Source organism: Micromonospora foliorum, from assembly GCF_022229015.1.
Lineage (GTDB): Bacteria > Actinomycetota > Actinomycetes > Mycobacteriales > Micromonosporaceae > Micromonospora > Micromonospora foliorum.
The window spans coordinates 24,988-40,840 of the sequence record NZ_JAKKFF010000054.1; the positions used below are offsets into that span (position 1 = coordinate 24,988).

Annotated in this window: 9 protein-coding genes and 1 pseudogene; 9 read left to right on the top strand and 1 reads right to left on the bottom strand. The window is 69.2% G+C overall.

From position 1 onward, the window contains the following. The first annotated feature begins 133 nt into the window (after positions 1 to 133). From PSH25_RS04950 to PSH25_RS04980, 7 genes are all read left to right on the top strand, one after another. Positions 134 to 1,138, top strand: coding sequence for a LacI family DNA-binding transcriptional regulator (locus PSH25_RS04950; protein WP_238657870.1), 1,005 nt, complete (start codon positions 134 to 136; stop codon positions 1,136 to 1,138). Between the two features lie 332 nt (positions 1,139 to 1,470). Next, a complete protein-coding gene (locus tag PSH25_RS04955; protein ID WP_238657871.1) occupies positions 1,471 to 2,850 on the top strand; it encodes an ABC transporter substrate-binding protein in 1,380 nt (459 codons plus the stop codon). An 86-nt stretch (positions 2,851 to 2,936) separates the two neighbouring features. Next, positions 2,937 to 3,893: a carbohydrate ABC transporter permease gene (locus PSH25_RS04960; RefSeq protein ID WP_238657872.1), complete on the top strand. Its 957-nt coding sequence runs from the start codon at positions 2,937 to 2,939 to the stop codon at positions 3,891 to 3,893. An 11-nt stretch (positions 3,894 to 3,904) separates the two neighbouring features. Next, on the top strand, positions 3,905 to 4,792 hold the full coding sequence (locus PSH25_RS04965) for a carbohydrate ABC transporter permease (RefSeq protein ID WP_238657873.1): 888 nt from the start codon (positions 3,905 to 3,907) through the stop codon (positions 4,790 to 4,792). A 100-nt stretch (positions 4,793 to 4,892) separates the two neighbouring features. Continuing rightward, positions 4,893 to 6,551 carry a glycoside hydrolase family 13 protein gene (locus tag PSH25_RS04970; RefSeq protein ID WP_238657874.1) on the top strand — a complete coding sequence of 553 codons (1,659 nt, stop codon included), beginning with the start codon at positions 4,893 to 4,895 and terminating at the stop codon, positions 6,549 to 6,551. Positions 6,552 to 6,694: 143 nt separating this feature from the next. Further along, positions 6,695 to 9,547: a galactose-binding domain-containing protein gene (locus PSH25_RS04975; protein WP_238657875.1), complete on the top strand. Its 2,853-nt coding sequence runs from the start codon at positions 6,695 to 6,697 to the stop codon at positions 9,545 to 9,547. A gap of 189 nt (positions 9,548 to 9,736) precedes the next feature. Beyond that, a complete protein-coding gene (locus PSH25_RS04980; RefSeq protein WP_238657876.1) occupies positions 9,737 to 13,432 on the top strand; it encodes a discoidin domain-containing protein in 3,696 nt (1,231 codons plus the stop codon). 1 nt (position 13,433) lies between these two features. On the opposite strand, the gene PSH25_RS04985 is transcribed toward PSH25_RS04980, so the two are convergent. Continuing rightward, positions 13,434 to 14,234, bottom strand: a complete 801-nt coding sequence (locus tag PSH25_RS04985; protein ID WP_238657877.1) for a crotonase/enoyl-CoA hydratase family protein — start codon at positions 14,232 to 14,234, stop codon at positions 13,434 to 13,436. A gap of 185 nt (positions 14,235 to 14,419) precedes the next feature. Between PSH25_RS04985 and PSH25_RS04990 the strand changes: the two genes are divergently transcribed. Both PSH25_RS04990 and PSH25_RS04995 read left to right on the top strand, forming a co-directional pair. After that, a complete protein-coding gene (locus PSH25_RS04990) occupies positions 14,420 to 15,274 on the top strand; it encodes a Rieske (2Fe-2S) protein (RefSeq protein WP_238657878.1) in 855 nt (284 codons plus the stop codon). Between the two features lie 318 nt (positions 15,275 to 15,592). After that, positions 15,593 to 15,853 (top strand): annotated as a pseudogene (locus tag PSH25_RS04995) (hypothetical protein); the annotation flags it as partial.

The following is a 15,853-nucleotide window of genomic DNA, read 5'->3' on the forward strand; positions in this document are numbered from 1 at the left end:
GAACCCGTGCGGTCGATGCTGCGGGGCCAGGGGGCCGGAATGGTCGACGGTGGGAAGAATGCGTCAGCCAACCAGCAAACGCCGGGCAGATCGCTGTTCATTTCTTTCATTAAGGTGACGTACGATTGCGAGCGTGACCAAGCGGTTGACTGAAGTTGCCAAGAAGGCGGGCGTCAGCGAGGCCACCGTCAGCCGGGTGCTCAACGGCCGCGACGGAGTCTCCGAGGCGACCCGTACCGCCGTGCTGACGGCCCTGGACGTGCTCGGTTACGAGCGGCCGACCAAGTTGCGCGGCGAACGCGCCCGGCTGGTCGGGCTGGTGCTGCCCGAGTTGCAGAACCCGATCTTCCCGGCGCTGGCCGAGGTCGTCACCGGCACCCTGGCTCAGCGCGGCTACACCCCGGCGCTCTGTGCCCGGACCATCGGCGGCGTCTCCGAAATGGACTACGTGGAGATGCTCCTCGACCACCAGGTCTCCGGGGTGATCTTCGCTGGTGGCTCGTACGCGCTCGCCGACGCCCGACACGACCACTACCGTCGGCTGACCGACCGAGGGCTTCCGGTCGTGCTGGTCAACGCCGGCGTGGACGAGTTGGGTTTCCCCCGGGTCTCCACTGACGACGCGGTGGCGGTGGAGCAGGCGTACGGGCACCTGCGCTCGCTCGGGCACGAGCGGATCGGGATGGTGCTCGGCCCGGAGGGGCATGTGCCGTCCCGGCGCAAGCTCGACGCGATGATCCAGGCAGCCGGCTGGGACGAGGGCGACGCCGAGTGCGTCGAGCGGTCCAGCTTCTCGATGGAGGGCGCGCGGGTAGCCGCGACGAAGTTGGTCGAGCGGGGCGTGACCGGCATCATCTGCGCCAGCGACGTGCTCGCGCTGGGCACGATCCGCGCGGCCCGGCGGTTGGGGCGTTCGGTCCCGGCCGACGTGTCGGTGGTGGGTTTCGACGACTCCGCCTTCATGACGTGCACCGATCCGCCGTTGACCACGGTGCGGCAGCCGATCGAGACGATGGGGCAGGCCGCGGTGGATCTGCTGGTCACCCAGATCGAGGGTGCCGGCGTGCTGCAGGACGAGTTGCTGTTCGAGCCGGAGTTGGTGGTGCGGGGTTCCACCGCGCCCGCTCCCGGCCGCTAGGCGCCACCCCGAACGACGCTTCGGCCGTCGACCGCTCACGCGGTCGGCGGCCGTTTTCGTCGTTGCTCGCCACGGTCGGCATCGATCGGGTCGAATGACCGGCCATAGGGGATCAATAGCCGGCAAATCGGGCTGCTTTCAAAGCCTTGCCAACATCTGCCGTAATCACGTCGTGTCCTTTCGGAACAGGGTCGATACCTTGCCGAAATGAGTCGGCCTCGCTACAGTGACTCCACTCACATCTGGCTCCGACGCAGCTACTGGGCGTCAGGTCGTATCACCGCAGATCAGCGAAGGTCATTGGAGACACCCGTTCCCGAAGGGATGGACAGATGTCCGTACCGCAATACCGAAAGGCTGCGGCGGTTGCGCTCGTGGCCGGCCTGGGGCTCAGCCTCACGGCGTGCTCCACGAAGAGCGACGACAAGGGCTCGAACGCCGGCGGCAAGGTCACCATCACGGTCGACTGTCAGCCGGTCGGCGCGCAGAAAGAGCTGTTGAAGAACTGGAACGACGACGTCGCCGAGTTCCAGAAGCAGAACCCGGACATCACCATCAAGAGCGTCAGCGTCGGCGAGCAGTGCAACAACCCGCCGGACTTCACCGCCCGCCTCGCTGGCGGCACCGTGACCGACGTCTTCTACGGGTACATGACAGATCTCCAGCAGGTGCTCGACTCCGGTCAGGCGATGGACATCAGCCAGCAGGTCAGCAAGGACACGATCCCGACCTGGGACAGCGTCGACCCGGCGCTCAAGGAGGTCTTCACCGACGGCGGCAAGCTCTACGCCGTTCCGGTGAAGAACTACTCGATGGGCCTGGTCTACAACAAGGCCCTGTTCCAGCAGGCCGGGCTGGACGTCAACAACCCGCCCAAGACCTGGGCCGAGGTTCGGGCCGCCGCCAAGAAGATCTCCGCCCTCGGCAACGGCATCGCCGGCTACTCGGAGTACAGCGCCGGCAACACCGGCGGCTGGCACTTCACCTCCCTGCTCTACTCGCAGGGCGGCCGGGTGCTCACCGAGGACGGCAAGAAGGCCGACTTCAACAACGCCATGGGCAAGCAGGTCCTGCAGAACCTCAAGGACATGCGGTACGGCGACAACAGCATGGGCGCCCGTCAGCTGCTGCAGTGGGGCGACCTGCTGACGAACGCCGGTGCGGGCAAGGTCGGCATGTTCATCGGCGCGCCGGACGCCACCCAGGCGATCGTCAGCCAGTTCCAGGGCAAGTTCCAGGACTGGGCGATGGCTCCGCTGCCCGGCCAGGACGGCGCGGCGAAGGGGACGCTCGGTGGTGGCGAGGGCTACTTCTTCAAGAAGGACCTCACGCCCGAGCAGGTCAAGGCCGGTCTGAAGTGGATCGCGTACCAGAAGCTCACCCCGGGCAAGGGTCAGTTCGACTACGTCCGGGCCAAGCCGCAGAACTACCCGGTGGGTCTGCCCCAGCCGCTGCTCTTCGCCAACGGCAGTGACGCGCAGAAGCAGGAGCTGGAGCTGCGCAAGGCGAACGCGAACGTGGACACGGCGAACTTCGCGCTCTTCGAGGCGACCCCGGTTCCGATCAAGGGTGAGCCGCGCAACGCGCAGGCCGTCTACGCCGTGCTCGACGCCGCGATGTCGGGTGTGCTGACCAACCCGAACTCGAACATCGACGCACTGCTCAAGACCGCCGAGGAGAAGGTCAACCAGCTCCTCGCCGCCGAGAGCTGACCGATCGTGTGGGGGTCGGGACGCCGACCCGACCCCCACGCCACTCGCACCACATCTCGACGTCACCGACTCACCCAGGAGTTGCCTTGGCGATCACCACCGTCCCGGAGACCCCCAGGAAACCGGGCCGCCCGCCGTCGCCGTACTCGGCGAGGCCGCAGCGCACGAGCCTCGGCCGCAAGGTACGGGACAACCTCACCGGTCACGCGTTCCTGATCGGGGCGGTGCTCTGCTTCGTCGTCTTCTCCTGGTACCCGATGATCCGCGGGATCGTCATGAGCTTCCAGCGCACCCGGCGTGGCGAGACCACCTGGGTGGGTTGGGACAACTACTCCCGCATCATCGCCGACCCGAGCTTCTGGACGGCCTGGCAGAACACCTTCTACTTCACGGTGCTCGCGCTCGCCCTCGGGTACGTGGTGCCGTTCTTCGTGGCGATCCTGCTCAACGAGTTCCGGCACGGCAAGGGTTACCTGCGGATCCTGGTCTACCTGCCGGTGATGCTGCCGCCGGCCTCCGCGCTGTTCCTCTTCAAGTTCTACGCGTACGACCCGAGTGAGGCCGGGCTCTTCAACGCGATCCTCAAGGCACTGCACCTGCCCACCTCGCAGTGGATGCAGTCGCCCGAGATGACGATGCCGGCGATGGTGGTCGCGTCGACCTGGATGAACATGGGCGGCGCGGTGCTGATCTACCTGGCGTCGTTGCAGAACATTCCCGGCGAGCTGTATGAGGCGGCCGAGCTGGACGGCGCCGGGATCTGGCGGCGGATCCTGCACGTGACGATCCCGCAGACCCGGCTGATCCTCGCGCTCCTGGCGATGTTGCAGATCGTCGCCACGATGCAGCTCTTCATCGAGCCACTGATCCTCGCCAACGGTGCGGGCGCGGAGGACTCCGCGACCTCGGTGGCGTACCTCATCTACCAGCACGGCTTCTTCCAGAACGACCTCAACGGCGCCGCCGCACTGGGCGTGATCATGCTCGTGGTGCTTGCCGGCTTCTCCGCCGTGTACGTGCGGCTGACTGCGAAACAGGACTAGGACGGCGAGGAATGGCACAGGATTCCGGCACCCGGACCCTCATTTCCCAGACCCAGATCAGCCGGGGGCGTGGCAGGGTCATCTACTGGACGCTGCTGGTCGTCGTCGTGGCGGGGTTCACGCTCGTCTTCCTCGGGCCGCTCTACTGGATGGTCACCGGCGCGCTCAAGTCCGGCCAGGAGATCGCGCAGACCCCGCCGTCGCTGTTCCCGAAGGATCCGCAGCCGCAGAACTACGTCGACGCGTGGAACAACCTGGCCCTCGCCAAGCTGCTGTTCAACACCTTCTACTACGCCATCGGCGCGGTGCTGTTCCAACTCGTCCTCGACACCGCCGCCGCGTACTCGCTGTCCAAGCTTCGACCGATCTTCGGCAACGTGATTCTCGCCCTGATGCTGGGGACGCTGATGATCCCGGCGATGGTCCTCATCGTTCCGCAGTACGTGACCGTGATCGACCTGCCGATCGTGCACATCAACCTGCTGGACTCACCCTTCGCCATCTGGTTGCCCCTGGTCGCCAACGCGTTCAACATCTTCCTGTTGAAGCGGTTCTTCGACTCGATTCCGGAGGAGTTGATGGCAGCCGCCCTCATGGACGGGGCGACGTCGCTGCGCACGCTGTGGTCGATCATCCTGCCGCTGTCGCGTCCCATCCTCGGCGTAGTCTCGATCTTCGCCGTGACGGCGGTCTGGAAGGACTTCCTCTGGCCGAAGCTGGTCATGCCGTCGCCCGAGACCCGGACGGTAAGCGTCGGCATCTACGCCTTCGCCGGTGGCACACCGATGAACGTGGTGATCGCCGCGTCGGTCATCGCCGCGATCCCGACAGTCATCATCTTCCTGATCTTCCAACGGAACATCATGTCCGGTCTGACCACGGGCAGCATCAAGGGCTAGCCACCACCGGTCCTCCCGCGCGGCGAACAACGACCGTTCGCCCGATACATATCCAGGTCCGGCGAACCCGCCGACGTACTGACGCAGAAAGCAGGTGCTCGTGTCCACAGCTGACAGAAGTCCGTGGTGGCGGGGAGCCGTGATCTACCAGGTGTATCCCCGGAGCTTCGCCGACGGCAACGGCGACGGCATCGGCGACATCGCCGGCATCCGGTCCCGGCTGAACCACCTGTCCGCGCTCGGCGTCGACGCGATCTGGTTCAGTCCCTGGTACCCGTCCCCGATGGCGGACGCCGGCTACGACGTCTCCGACTACCGCGACATCGACCCGGTCTTCGGCACCCTGACCGAGGTGGAGGCGTTGATCGCCGAGGCGCACGCGCTGGGCATCCGGACCATCGTCGACGTGGTGCCCAACCACTGCTCCGACGCGCACCCCTGGTTCCAGGCCGCGCTTGCCGGCGGGCCGGGTGCGCCCGAACGGGACCTGTTCTGGTTCCGACCGGGCCGAGGCCCGAACGGCGACGAGCGACCCACCGACTGGATCGGCGAGTTCGGCGGCGAGACCTGGACCCGCACCACCAACCCGGACGGCACCCCCGGCGACTGGTACCTGCACCTCTTCGCCCCCCAGCAGCCGGACTTCAACTGGGACCACCCCCGGGTACGGGCGGAGTTCGAGGACATCCTGCGGTTCTGGTTCGACCGGGGGGTGGACGGCATCCGGATCGACTCGGCCGGGCTCCTGGTCAAGGACGGGGAGCTGCCCGAGGTCCGACCGGACCAACCGCACCCGTTCCACGACCTCGACGGGGTGCACGAGATCTACCGGGGCTGGCGTCGGGTCGCCGACGAGTACACCGACCGGGCGCTGATCGGTGAGGTGTGGCTGCCGGACCGGCAGCGGTTCGCCAACTACCTACGCCCCGACGAGCTGCACGCCGCGTTCAACTTCGACTTCCTCGGCTGCGCCTGGGACGCCGCGGCGCTGCGGGAGAGCATCGACGGGACGCTGAGCGCGCACGCGCCGGTCAACGCGCCGGCCACCTGGGTGCTCTCGAACCACGACGTCACCCGACACGTCACCCGCTACGGTCGGGCGGACACCCGGTTCAGCTTCGCCGCCAAACGCGAGGGCATCCCCACCGACCTGGAGTTGGGTACCCGCCGGGCCCGCGCCGCCGCGCTGCTCTCGCTGTCGCTGCCCGGCGCCGCCTACGTCTACCAGGGCGAGGAGCTGGGCCTCTACGAGGTCGAGGACATCCCGTACGCGCTGCGGCAGGACCCGATGTGGGAGCGCTCCGGCCGGATCGACCCCGGTCGGGACGGCTGCCGCGTACCGCTGCCGTGGGGCGGGGACGAGCCGCCGTTCGAGTTCAGCCCCGAGGGCGCCGCGGCACCGTGGCTGCCGCAGCCGGCCGACTGGAAGGACCGGACGGCCAGCGCGCAGACCGGCGACTCGGCCTCGATGCTGGAGCTGTACCGGGCGGCGATCCAGGCCCGGAAGGCCGACCCGGCGCTCGGTGACGGCGAGCTGACCTGGCTGCCCGCCCCGGACGGGGTGCTCGCGTTCAGCCGTGGCGGTGGCTTCGCCTGCCTGGTCAACCTCTCCGCCGAGGCGGTGCCGATGCCAGCTCAGGGGGAGTTGGTGCTGGCCAGCGGGCCGCTCGACGACGGGTTGCTGCCGTCCGACACCGCGGTCTGGCTGCGTACCGCCGAATCCACCGACGGGCCGCACGGGGCGGACGGCCCGGCCTGACCTGACTCTGCTCGCCGTGGTGTCGGCGGCCCGTCCCGGCCGCCGACACCACACCACCAGGAAGGGAGAACCAAGGGGGGACGCGCTACACCGCACCAACACGGGGGGATCTGGCCTGCCTGACGAAAGGGAGAGCGCAGCTCATGGCCAACCACACCACCGGCACCCCGCACCACCTTCGACACCCGGCCCGGGCAGGGTTGGCCGCCATCGCCGCCACCCTGCTCGCCGCCACAACGGTGACCGCCCTCGCGGTCACCGGCACCGCGACCCCGGCCTCGGCGGCGGGGTTGTCCCCCTTCGACATCCCCAACCGGGGTGCCACCGTTCCGTTCGTCGAGCAGGAGGCGGAGGAGACCGCCCACAACGGCACGAAGATCGGCCCGGACCGGCGGTACGGCACGCTGCCGTCCGAGGCGTCCGGCCGGGAGGCGGTCACCCTGGACGCCGTCGGCGAGTACGTCGAGTTCACCCTCACCGCTCCGGCCAACGCGGTCACCTTCCGGTACAGCCTGCCGGACAGCCCGGCCGGCACCGGCCGCGACGCCGCCATCGACCTGCGGGCCAACGGGGCGCTGCTGAAGTCGGTCCCGGTGACGTCGAGGTACGGCTGGTACTACGGCGGATACCCGTTCAACAACAACCCGGGTGACACCAACCCGCACCACTTCTACGACGAGACCCGGGCGCTGTTCGGCAGCACCCAGCCGGCCGGCACGAAGATCCGGTTCCAGGTCTCCTCGACCGCGCAGTCGCCCACGTTCACCATCGACCTGGCCGACTTCGAGCTGGTCGCCCCCGCGATCACGAAGCCCTCCGGTGTGCTCGACGTGGTCACCGACTTCGGCGCAGACCCGAGCGGCGCGACCGACTCGACTGCCAAGTTCCAGGCGGCGGTCGACGCCGGCAAGGCCCAGGGCCGGGCGGTCTGGATCCCGACCGGCACCTTCACCCTCTGGGACCACGTGGTGGTCGACGGGGTGACCCTGCGCGGCGCGGGCCCCTGGTATTCGGTGCTCGGCGGGCGGCACCCCACCGAGCGGAACAGGTCCGTCGGCATCTACGGCAAGTACGTCCCCGGTGGCGGCTACACCGGCCCGGTCCGCGCGCACGAGGCGAACGGGCCCAGCCGTAACGTCACGCTGCGGGACTTCGCCATCATCGGCGACATCCGCGAGCGGGTCGACGACGACCAGGTCAACGCCCTGGGCGGGGCGATGACCAACTCGGTGGTCGACAACCTGTGGTTGGAGAACACCAAGGTCGGGGCGTGGATGGACGGCCCGATGGACAACTTCACCATCCGCAACAGCCGCATCCTGGACCAGACCGCGGACGGGGTGAACTTCCACACCGGCGTGACCAACTCGACGGTGACCAACACGTTCGTCCGCAACACCGGCGACGACGCGTTGGCGATGTGGGCGCAGAGCGTGCCGAACGTCAACAACTCCTTCACCCACAACACCATCGGGGTGACCCTGCTGGCCAACCACCTGGTCAGCTACGGCGGTCGGGACATCAAGATCACCGACAACGTGACGGCCGACTCGCTGACCAACGGCGGTGGCATCCACGTCGCGAACCGCTACCCCGGCGTGCAGGGCGCCACCGGAGTCCAGGGCACCTGGACGATCGCCCGGAACACGTTGATCCGTAACGGCAACTCGGACTACAACTGGAACTTCGGGGTCGGCGCGATCTGGTTCTCCGCGCTCAACGAGGCGTTCCAGAACCCCACCATCAACATCACCGACACCGACATCCTGGACAGCTCCTACGCGGCGCTGCACTGGATCGAGGGCCAGACCAACGGGATCAACCTCAACAACGTACGGATCGACGGCGCCGGCACGTACGCGCTGCAGGTGCAGGCGAACAGCCAGGTGTCGTTCACCAACGTGCGGGCCACCAACATCGCGCAGAGCAACCCGATGCACAACTGCGTGGGCGCCGGTTTCCAGATCACCCAGGGCTCCGGCAACTCCGGCTGGTACACCCCGACCCCGTACTGCGGCCCGTGGCCGACCCCCCAGTGGGGTGGCGGGCCGACCTCGCCGCCGCCGACCACCCCGCCGCCCACCACGCCACCGCCGACCACTCCGCCCCCGACCAGCGGGAACCTGGCGTTGGGCCGGTCGACGACCGCGACCAGCACCAACCAGAGCTACACGGCGGCCAACGTGGTGGACGGTAACGCGGCCAGCTACTGGGAGAGCGCCAACAACGCCTTCCCCCAGTCGGTCACCATCGACCTGGGCGCGTCCCGGTCGGTCGACCGGGTGGTGCTCAAGCTGCCCAGCGGTTGGGAGCAACGCACCGAGACGCTGTCGGTGCTCGGCTCCACCGACGGCTCGTCGTACACCACCCTGGCGTCGTCCGCTGGTCGAGTCTTCGCCCCCGGCACGGGCAACGCCGTGTCGATAGGGCTGCCCTCCGGTGACCGCCGCTACCTGCGGGTCACGGTCACCGGCAACACCGGCTGGCCGGCCGCGCAACTCTCCGAGGTCGAGGTGTACGGCGGCACGCAGACCACCCCACCGCCGACCACCCCGCCCCCGACCACGCCGCCGCCCACCGGCAACCTGGCGGCCGGACGGTCGGTCACCGAGACCAGCCACTCCGACGTGTACGCCGCCGCCAACACGGTGGACGGCAACGCGAACACCTACTGGGAGAGCGCCAACAACGCGTTCCCGCAGTCGTTGACTGTGGACCTGGGGGCCGACCGGTCGGTGTCCCGGGTCGTGCTGAAGCTCCCACCGTCATCGGCCTGGCAGACGCGTACGCAGACGCTGGCGGTGCTCGGCTCCACCAACGGCTCGACGTTCACCACGCTGAAGGCGTCCGCCGGCTACAGCTTCAACCCGGCCAGCGGCAACACGGTCACCGTGACCTTCGCGGCGACCACCCAGCGGTACCTGCGGCTGACCGTCACCGGCAACAGCGGCTGGCCAGCCGGCCAGCTCAGCGAGTTCGAGGTCTACTCCAGCTAGGTCGGGCGCCCCCGCCCGGACCGGGCGGGGGCACCCGGTCCGGGCGCTCCGGCGCAACGCCGCGCCGGCCGTCCGACCCCGTCCCCAACCCGCACCGTCCCCCACCTGTCGCGGAACGACGGGCGTACCCCTGCACCCGTCACCGGGCAACGCACCCACACCCACCCCCGAAAGAGGTGTAGCGACCCCATGTCCAGGACCGGCACCAGACGAGGCACGCCGCCAACCGGCGCGCCCACCACCGTCCCCCGCACCGCCCGCACGGGCCGCCGTCGGATGCTCGCCGGCGCGCTCGCCGGGATGCTCCTCGCCACCGCCCCGGTCGTCACCCCCATGGCGAGCGCGGCACCGGCGGCCGACCCGTCCGCGGCCGCCGCCCGCGTGGCCCTGCTCGCCGGGCTCTCCGCCACCATGACCGCCAGCAGCTACAACCAGAACTACGTGGCGAGCAACGCCAACGACGGCAACGCGTCGACCTACTGGGAGAGCAGCAACAACGCGTTCCCGCAGTGGATCCAGGCGGACCTGGGCGCCACGGTCAGCGTGGACCGGGTGGTGCTGAAGCTGCCACCCGCGTCGGACTGGCAGACCCGTACCCAGACGCTGTCGGTGCTGGGCTCGACAAACGGCTCTACGTTCACCACCCTGAAGGCGTCCGCCGGCTACACCTTCAACCCGAGCAGCGGCAACACCGCGACCGTCAGCTTCACCGCGGCCAGCACCCGCTACGTACGCGTGCAGGTCACCGGCAACTCCGGTTGGCCGGCCGCGCAGTTCTCCGAGGTCGAGGTGTACGGCGCCACCGGCAGCACCGACACCCAGGCGCCAAGCGTCCCGGGCAACCTGGCCTACACCCAGCCGGCCAGCGGGCAGATCCGGCTCGCCTGGTCGGCGTCCACCGACAACGTCGGGGTGACCGGCTACGACGTCTACGCCAACGGCGCGCTGCGCGGCACCGTCAACGGCTCGACGCTCACGTACACCGACAGCCAGGCGGACAGCGCCACGGTGTCGTACTACGTGCGGGCCAAGGACGCGGCCGGTAACCAGTCGGCGAACAGCAACACCGTGACCCGGACCGGCACCGGCAACCCGCCGACCGGTTCCAACCTGGCGACCGGCAAGCCGATCACCGCCTCCGGGTACGTGCACACGTTCGTGGCCACCAACGCCAACGACAACAATGTGGCCACGTACTGGGAGGGCAACGGCAACCCGAGCACGCTGACCGTGCAGCTCGGCGCGAACGCCAGCCTCAGCCAGGTCGTCGTGAAGCTCAACCCGGACTCGGCGTGGGGCACGCGTACCCAGAACATCACAGTGCTCGGCCGGGACCAGGGCTCGTCGAGCTTCACCACCCTGGTCGGCGCGGCGAACTACACCTTCAACCCGGGCAGCGGCAACACGGTGACCATCCCGGTCTCCGGCGCGGCGGCCGACGTACGGCTCTCGATCGCCTCGAACACCGGTGCTCCGGCCGGTCAGGTGGCCGAGTTCCAGGTCTTCGGCACTCCGGCGCCGAACCCGGACCTGACCGTGACCGGCATGTCGTTCAGCCCGTCCGCACCTGTGGAGACCAGCACCATCACGCTCTCCGCGACGGTGCGTAACGCGGGCTCGGCGGCCTCCGGCGCGACGAACGTCAACTTCTACCTGGGCTCCACCCGGGTCGGCACGGCCTCGGTCGGCGGCCTCGCGGCCGGTGCCTCGACCACGGTCAGCGCCAGCATCGGCACCCGGGACTCGGGGAGCTACCCGCTCAGCGCCAAGGTCGACGAGTCGAACACCGTCGTCGAGCAGGACGACACCAACAACAGCTACACCAACCCCAGCCCGCTGGTGGTCAGCCCGGTCGCCACGTCGGACCTGGTCGCCTCGTCGGTCGCCTGGTCGCCGGGCAACCCGTCGGCCGGCAACACGGTCACCTTCTCGGTGTCGGTACGCAACGCCGGCAGTGTGGCCTCGGCGTCCGGTGCGCACGGCATCACGCTCACCGTGCTCAACGAGTCCGGCACCGTGGTCCGTACCCTGACCGGCTCGTACTCCGGCGTGATCAACGCCGGTGCCACGGTCGGCCCGATCAACCTGGGTACCTGGACCGCCGCGAACGGCAAGTACACCGTCCGGGTGGTGCTCGCCGCCGACGGCAACGAACTGCCGGTCAAGCAGGCCAACAACACCAGTGACCGTCCGCTCTTCGTCGGTCGCGGCGCCAACATGCCGTACGACATGTACGAGGCCGAGGACGGCGCGGTCGGCGGCGGCGCCACCGTCGTCGGGCCGAACCGGGAGGTCGGCGACCTGGCCGGCGAGGCGTCCGGTCGGCGGGCGGTGACCCTCAACTCGACCGGCAGCTACGTCGAGTTCACCACCCGGGCCAGCACCAACACGCTGGTCACCCGCTTCTCGATCCCGGACGCCCCGGGCGGCGGTGGGATCAACTCGACGCTGAACGTCTACGTCAACGGCACGTTCCACAAGGCCATCGACCTGACGTCCCGGTACGCCTGGCTCTACGGCAACGAGACCAGCCCGGGCAACTCGCCGAGCGCGGGCGGACCGCGGCACATCTACGACGAAGCCAACGTCATGCTCAACTCCACAGTCCCGGCCGGCAGCAAGATCCGCCTTCAGAAGGACCCGGCCAACACCACCACGTACGCCATCGACTTCATCAACACGGAGCAGGTGGCGCCGATCGCCAACCCGGACCCGGCCCGCTACACCACGCCGACCGGCTTCACCCACCAGGACGTGCAGAACGCCCTGGACCGGGTGCGGATGGACACCACCGGCAACCTGATCGGGGTGTACCTGCCGGCCGGTAACTACTCCACCTCGTCGAAGTTTCAGGTGTACGGCAAGGCGGTCCAGGTGACCGGCGCCGGCCCCTGGTACACCCGGTTCAACGCGCCGTCGGGCCAGGACAACACCGACATCGGCTTCCGGGCCGAGAACTCGGCGGCCAACTCGTCGTTCAAGAACTTCGCGTACTTCGGTAACTACACCTCGCGGATCGACGGTCCGGGCAAGGTGTTCGACTTCTCCAACGTGTCGAACATCGTGATCGACAACATCTGGAATGAGCACATGGTGTGCCTCTACTGGGGCGCTAACACCGACTACATGACGATCAAGAACTCCCGGATCCGGAACATGTTCGCCGACGGCATCAACATGACCAACGGGAGCACCAACAACCTGGTCAGCAACAACGACGCCCGGGCCACCGGCGACGACAGCTTCGCGCTGTTCTCGGCGATCGACGCGGGCGGCGCCGACATGAAGGACAACATCTACGAGAACCTGACCTCGACCCTCACCTGGCGGGCCGCCGGCGTCGCCGTCTACGGCGGTTACGGCAACACGTTCCGCAACATCTACATCGCGGACACGCTTGTCTACTCCGGCATCACCATCAGCTCGCTCGACTTCGGCTACCCGATGAACGGGTTCGGTGCCAACCCGCCGACCCGGTTCGAGAACATCTCGATCGTGCGGGCCGGTGGGCACTTCTGGGGCTCGCAGACCTTCCCGGCGATCTGGGTCTTCTCCGCCTCGAAGGTGTTCCAGGGCATCCGGGTCAGCGACGTCGACATCGTCGACCCCACCTACAGCGGCATCATGTTCCAGACCAACTACGTCGGCGGGCAGCCGCAGAACCCGATCACCGACACGGTCTTCACGAACATCTCCATCAGCGGTGCCCGGAAGAGTGGTGACGCCTACGACGCGAAGTCCGGCTTCGCCATCTGGGCCAACCCGATGCCGGAGGCCGGGCAGGGGCCGGCCGTCGGGTCGGTCACCTTCAACAACCTCCGGCTGAGCAACAACGCGGTCGACATCCAGAACCCCACGACAACCTTCACCATCAACCGCAACTGAGCTAGCTCGCACCGGGCGCCGCCGGGAGGGTCCCCCCTCCCGGCGGCGTCGCGCCGTGTCGGCCCTCGCCCGCGGCGAACCGGGCCGCGCCGGCCGCCGCGTCCGTGGCCAGCGAGTCCATCCCGTACGCCAACTCGGTCGCCAGCGCCTCCGGCTCTCCTCGCCCCGCGCCCGCCAGCAGCGCCGCCCGGTCGTTGCGCAGGCAGGTCTGCGGATGCCGGGCGATCGTCGCCGCCAACTCCTCGGCCGCGGCCCGAGCCTGGCCGGGTGGCACCAACCGATTGACCAACCCCATCGTGTACGCCTCGTCGGCCGACACCGGGCGGCCGGTGAGGATCAGGTCCATGGCCCGACTCTCGCCGATCAACCGGGGCAGCCGGACGGTGCCGCCGTCGATCAACGGCACCCCCCAACGGCGGCAGAACACCCCGAGTGTCGCGTCGGACTCGGCGACCCGCAGGTCACACCAGAGCGCCAGTTCGAGCCCGCCCGCCACCGCGTACCCGGAGATCGCCGCGATCACCGGTTTGCTGAGCGTCATCCGGGTCGGACCCATCGGGCCATCCCCCTCCGGCTCGACCCGGTTGCCGCTCGGCGTGCCGATCGCCTTGAGGTCGGCGCCGGCGCAGAAAGTGCCGCCGGCACCCCAGAGCACGGCCACCGCCGCGTCCGGATCGGCCTCGAAGGCCCGAAAGGCGTCGGCCAGTGCCCGCGCCGTCGGCCCGTCGACGGCGTTGCGCGCGGCCGCCCGGTCCAGCACCACGGTGGTGACCGCCCCGACCCGCTCCACCCGCACACCCATCCCGCCAGCATGCCCGGCCCGCCCCACGCCCACAATCCCCGTCGATCTTGCACTTCCGGTTGCCGGTTCGCGGCTTGTGCCCCGAATTATCGGAACAGAAGCTGCAAGATCGGCGGCGTGGGCGGTGCGGCAGGTTTGTCGCCACCGACCGGTTTGCGACGGCGATCGCCGGGAAGTCGGTACTCGTGCGAGCACTTTTGACGAAAGTTGAGCAGGACTCCCGGCTGGACCGCGCGGGTGACCGGTTGCAGAAGGTCGTCCTCGGGACGCTGCGTCCACGTCGGCTGCGCGACCTGCTGCACGGGGTGACCCTCGGGCATCCGCTGCACCCGGCGATGGTGCAGGTGCCGGTCGGCGCGTGGATCAGCGCCGCGGTGCTGGACCTGATGCCCGGGCAACGCCGGCCCGCCACCGTGCTGGTCGGCCTGGGCACCGTCAGCGCGTTGCCGGCGGCGGTCGCCGGGTTGAACGACTGGGCGGCACTCGCCCGTGAACAGCGCCGGGTCGGCCTGGTGCACGCCGCCGCCAACACCGTCGGCCTGACGCTCTACGCCAGCTCGTTGGCCGCCCGACTGTCCGGCCGCCACGGGATGGGCCGCGCTCTCGGTTTCCTCGGGCTCTCCACGGTGAGCATCGGGGCGTACATCGGGGGGCACCTCGCGTACAAGCAGGGGGCGCAGGTCAACCAGAGCATCTCCGAGCTGCGCCGGATGTCCGAGGGCTGGCACTCGCTGGCCGACATGGCGACGTTGCCGCAACGCACCCTGATCACCCGAGAGGTGGACGACGACATCTCGGTGATCCTCTACCGGCACGGTGACGAGGTGACGGTGATGTTGGAGCGCTGCCCGCACCAGAGTGGGCCGCTCGGCGAGGGCGAAGTGCAGGAGATCGACGGCCACGCCTGCGTGGTCTGCCCGTGGCACGGCAGCGCGTTCCGGCTCAACGGCGGCGAGGTCGTGCAGGGACCGTCCGGCAACGACCAGCAGATCCTGCCCACCCGGATCCAGAACGGCGTGCTCCAGACCCGCCTGCCCTGACCAGCCCGGGCGCCTCCGGCGTCGCGGTGGCGGCCACCTCCGCCGGTCCAGCCACCGCTGAACCAGTCGACCGCGCCGGCCGGGTCACCAGTCCGGCGAACGGCCTGAGTGTGCGGAGCCTCCGCAGGACGGCGGAAACAGCAGGTCGTGCCGGCCGCTCAGGTGCGTCGGTGTCGGCCGACCGGCGGACCGTCCGGTACGGAGTCCAGACCGTGCCCGCCGTCGAACAGTCCGCCCTCGCCACCATCACCGGCCCAGCCGTCGTGACCACTCCAACCCCCAGCGCCGGCGGTCGCCATTCCGCCGCCCGGAGGTGCCGTGCCGCCGGACAGAGCCATCCCGCTGCCCGGGAACGCCGTGCTGCCGGGGAAAGCCATCCCACTGCCCGCAGGTGCCACCCCACCGCCGGCGGGTGTGATTCCGCTGCTGCCCGCTGTGAAGTCGTTACCGCCGGGGGCGGTGCCGCCGTTCGGTGGCGCGGGAGCTTCGATGGCCGCGGCCGCCCGGCTGGCAGCCCACGCGGCGCCGCTCCCGGCCGCCCCACCACTGGCCCGCCGGCCCGCGCCGCTGCTGCTTTGG

Coding starts and splice junctions, on each gene's coding strand:
- PSH25_RS04985 (WP_238657877.1), bottom strand. CDS start 14,234: ATGGGTGTGCGGGTGGAGCGGGTCGGGGCGGTCACCACCGTGGTGCTG.
- PSH25_RS04955 (WP_238657871.1), top strand. CDS start 1,471: ATGTCCGTACCGCAATACCGAAAGGCTGCGGCGGTTGCGCTCGTGGCC.
- PSH25_RS04980 (WP_238657876.1), top strand. CDS start 9,737: ATGTCCAGGACCGGCACCAGACGAGGCACGCCGCCAACCGGCGCGCCC.
- PSH25_RS04975 (WP_238657875.1), top strand. CDS start 6,695: ATGGCCAACCACACCACCGGCACCCCGCACCACCTTCGACACCCGGCC.
- PSH25_RS04965 (WP_238657873.1), top strand. CDS start 3,905: ATGGCACAGGATTCCGGCACCCGGACCCTCATTTCCCAGACCCAGATC.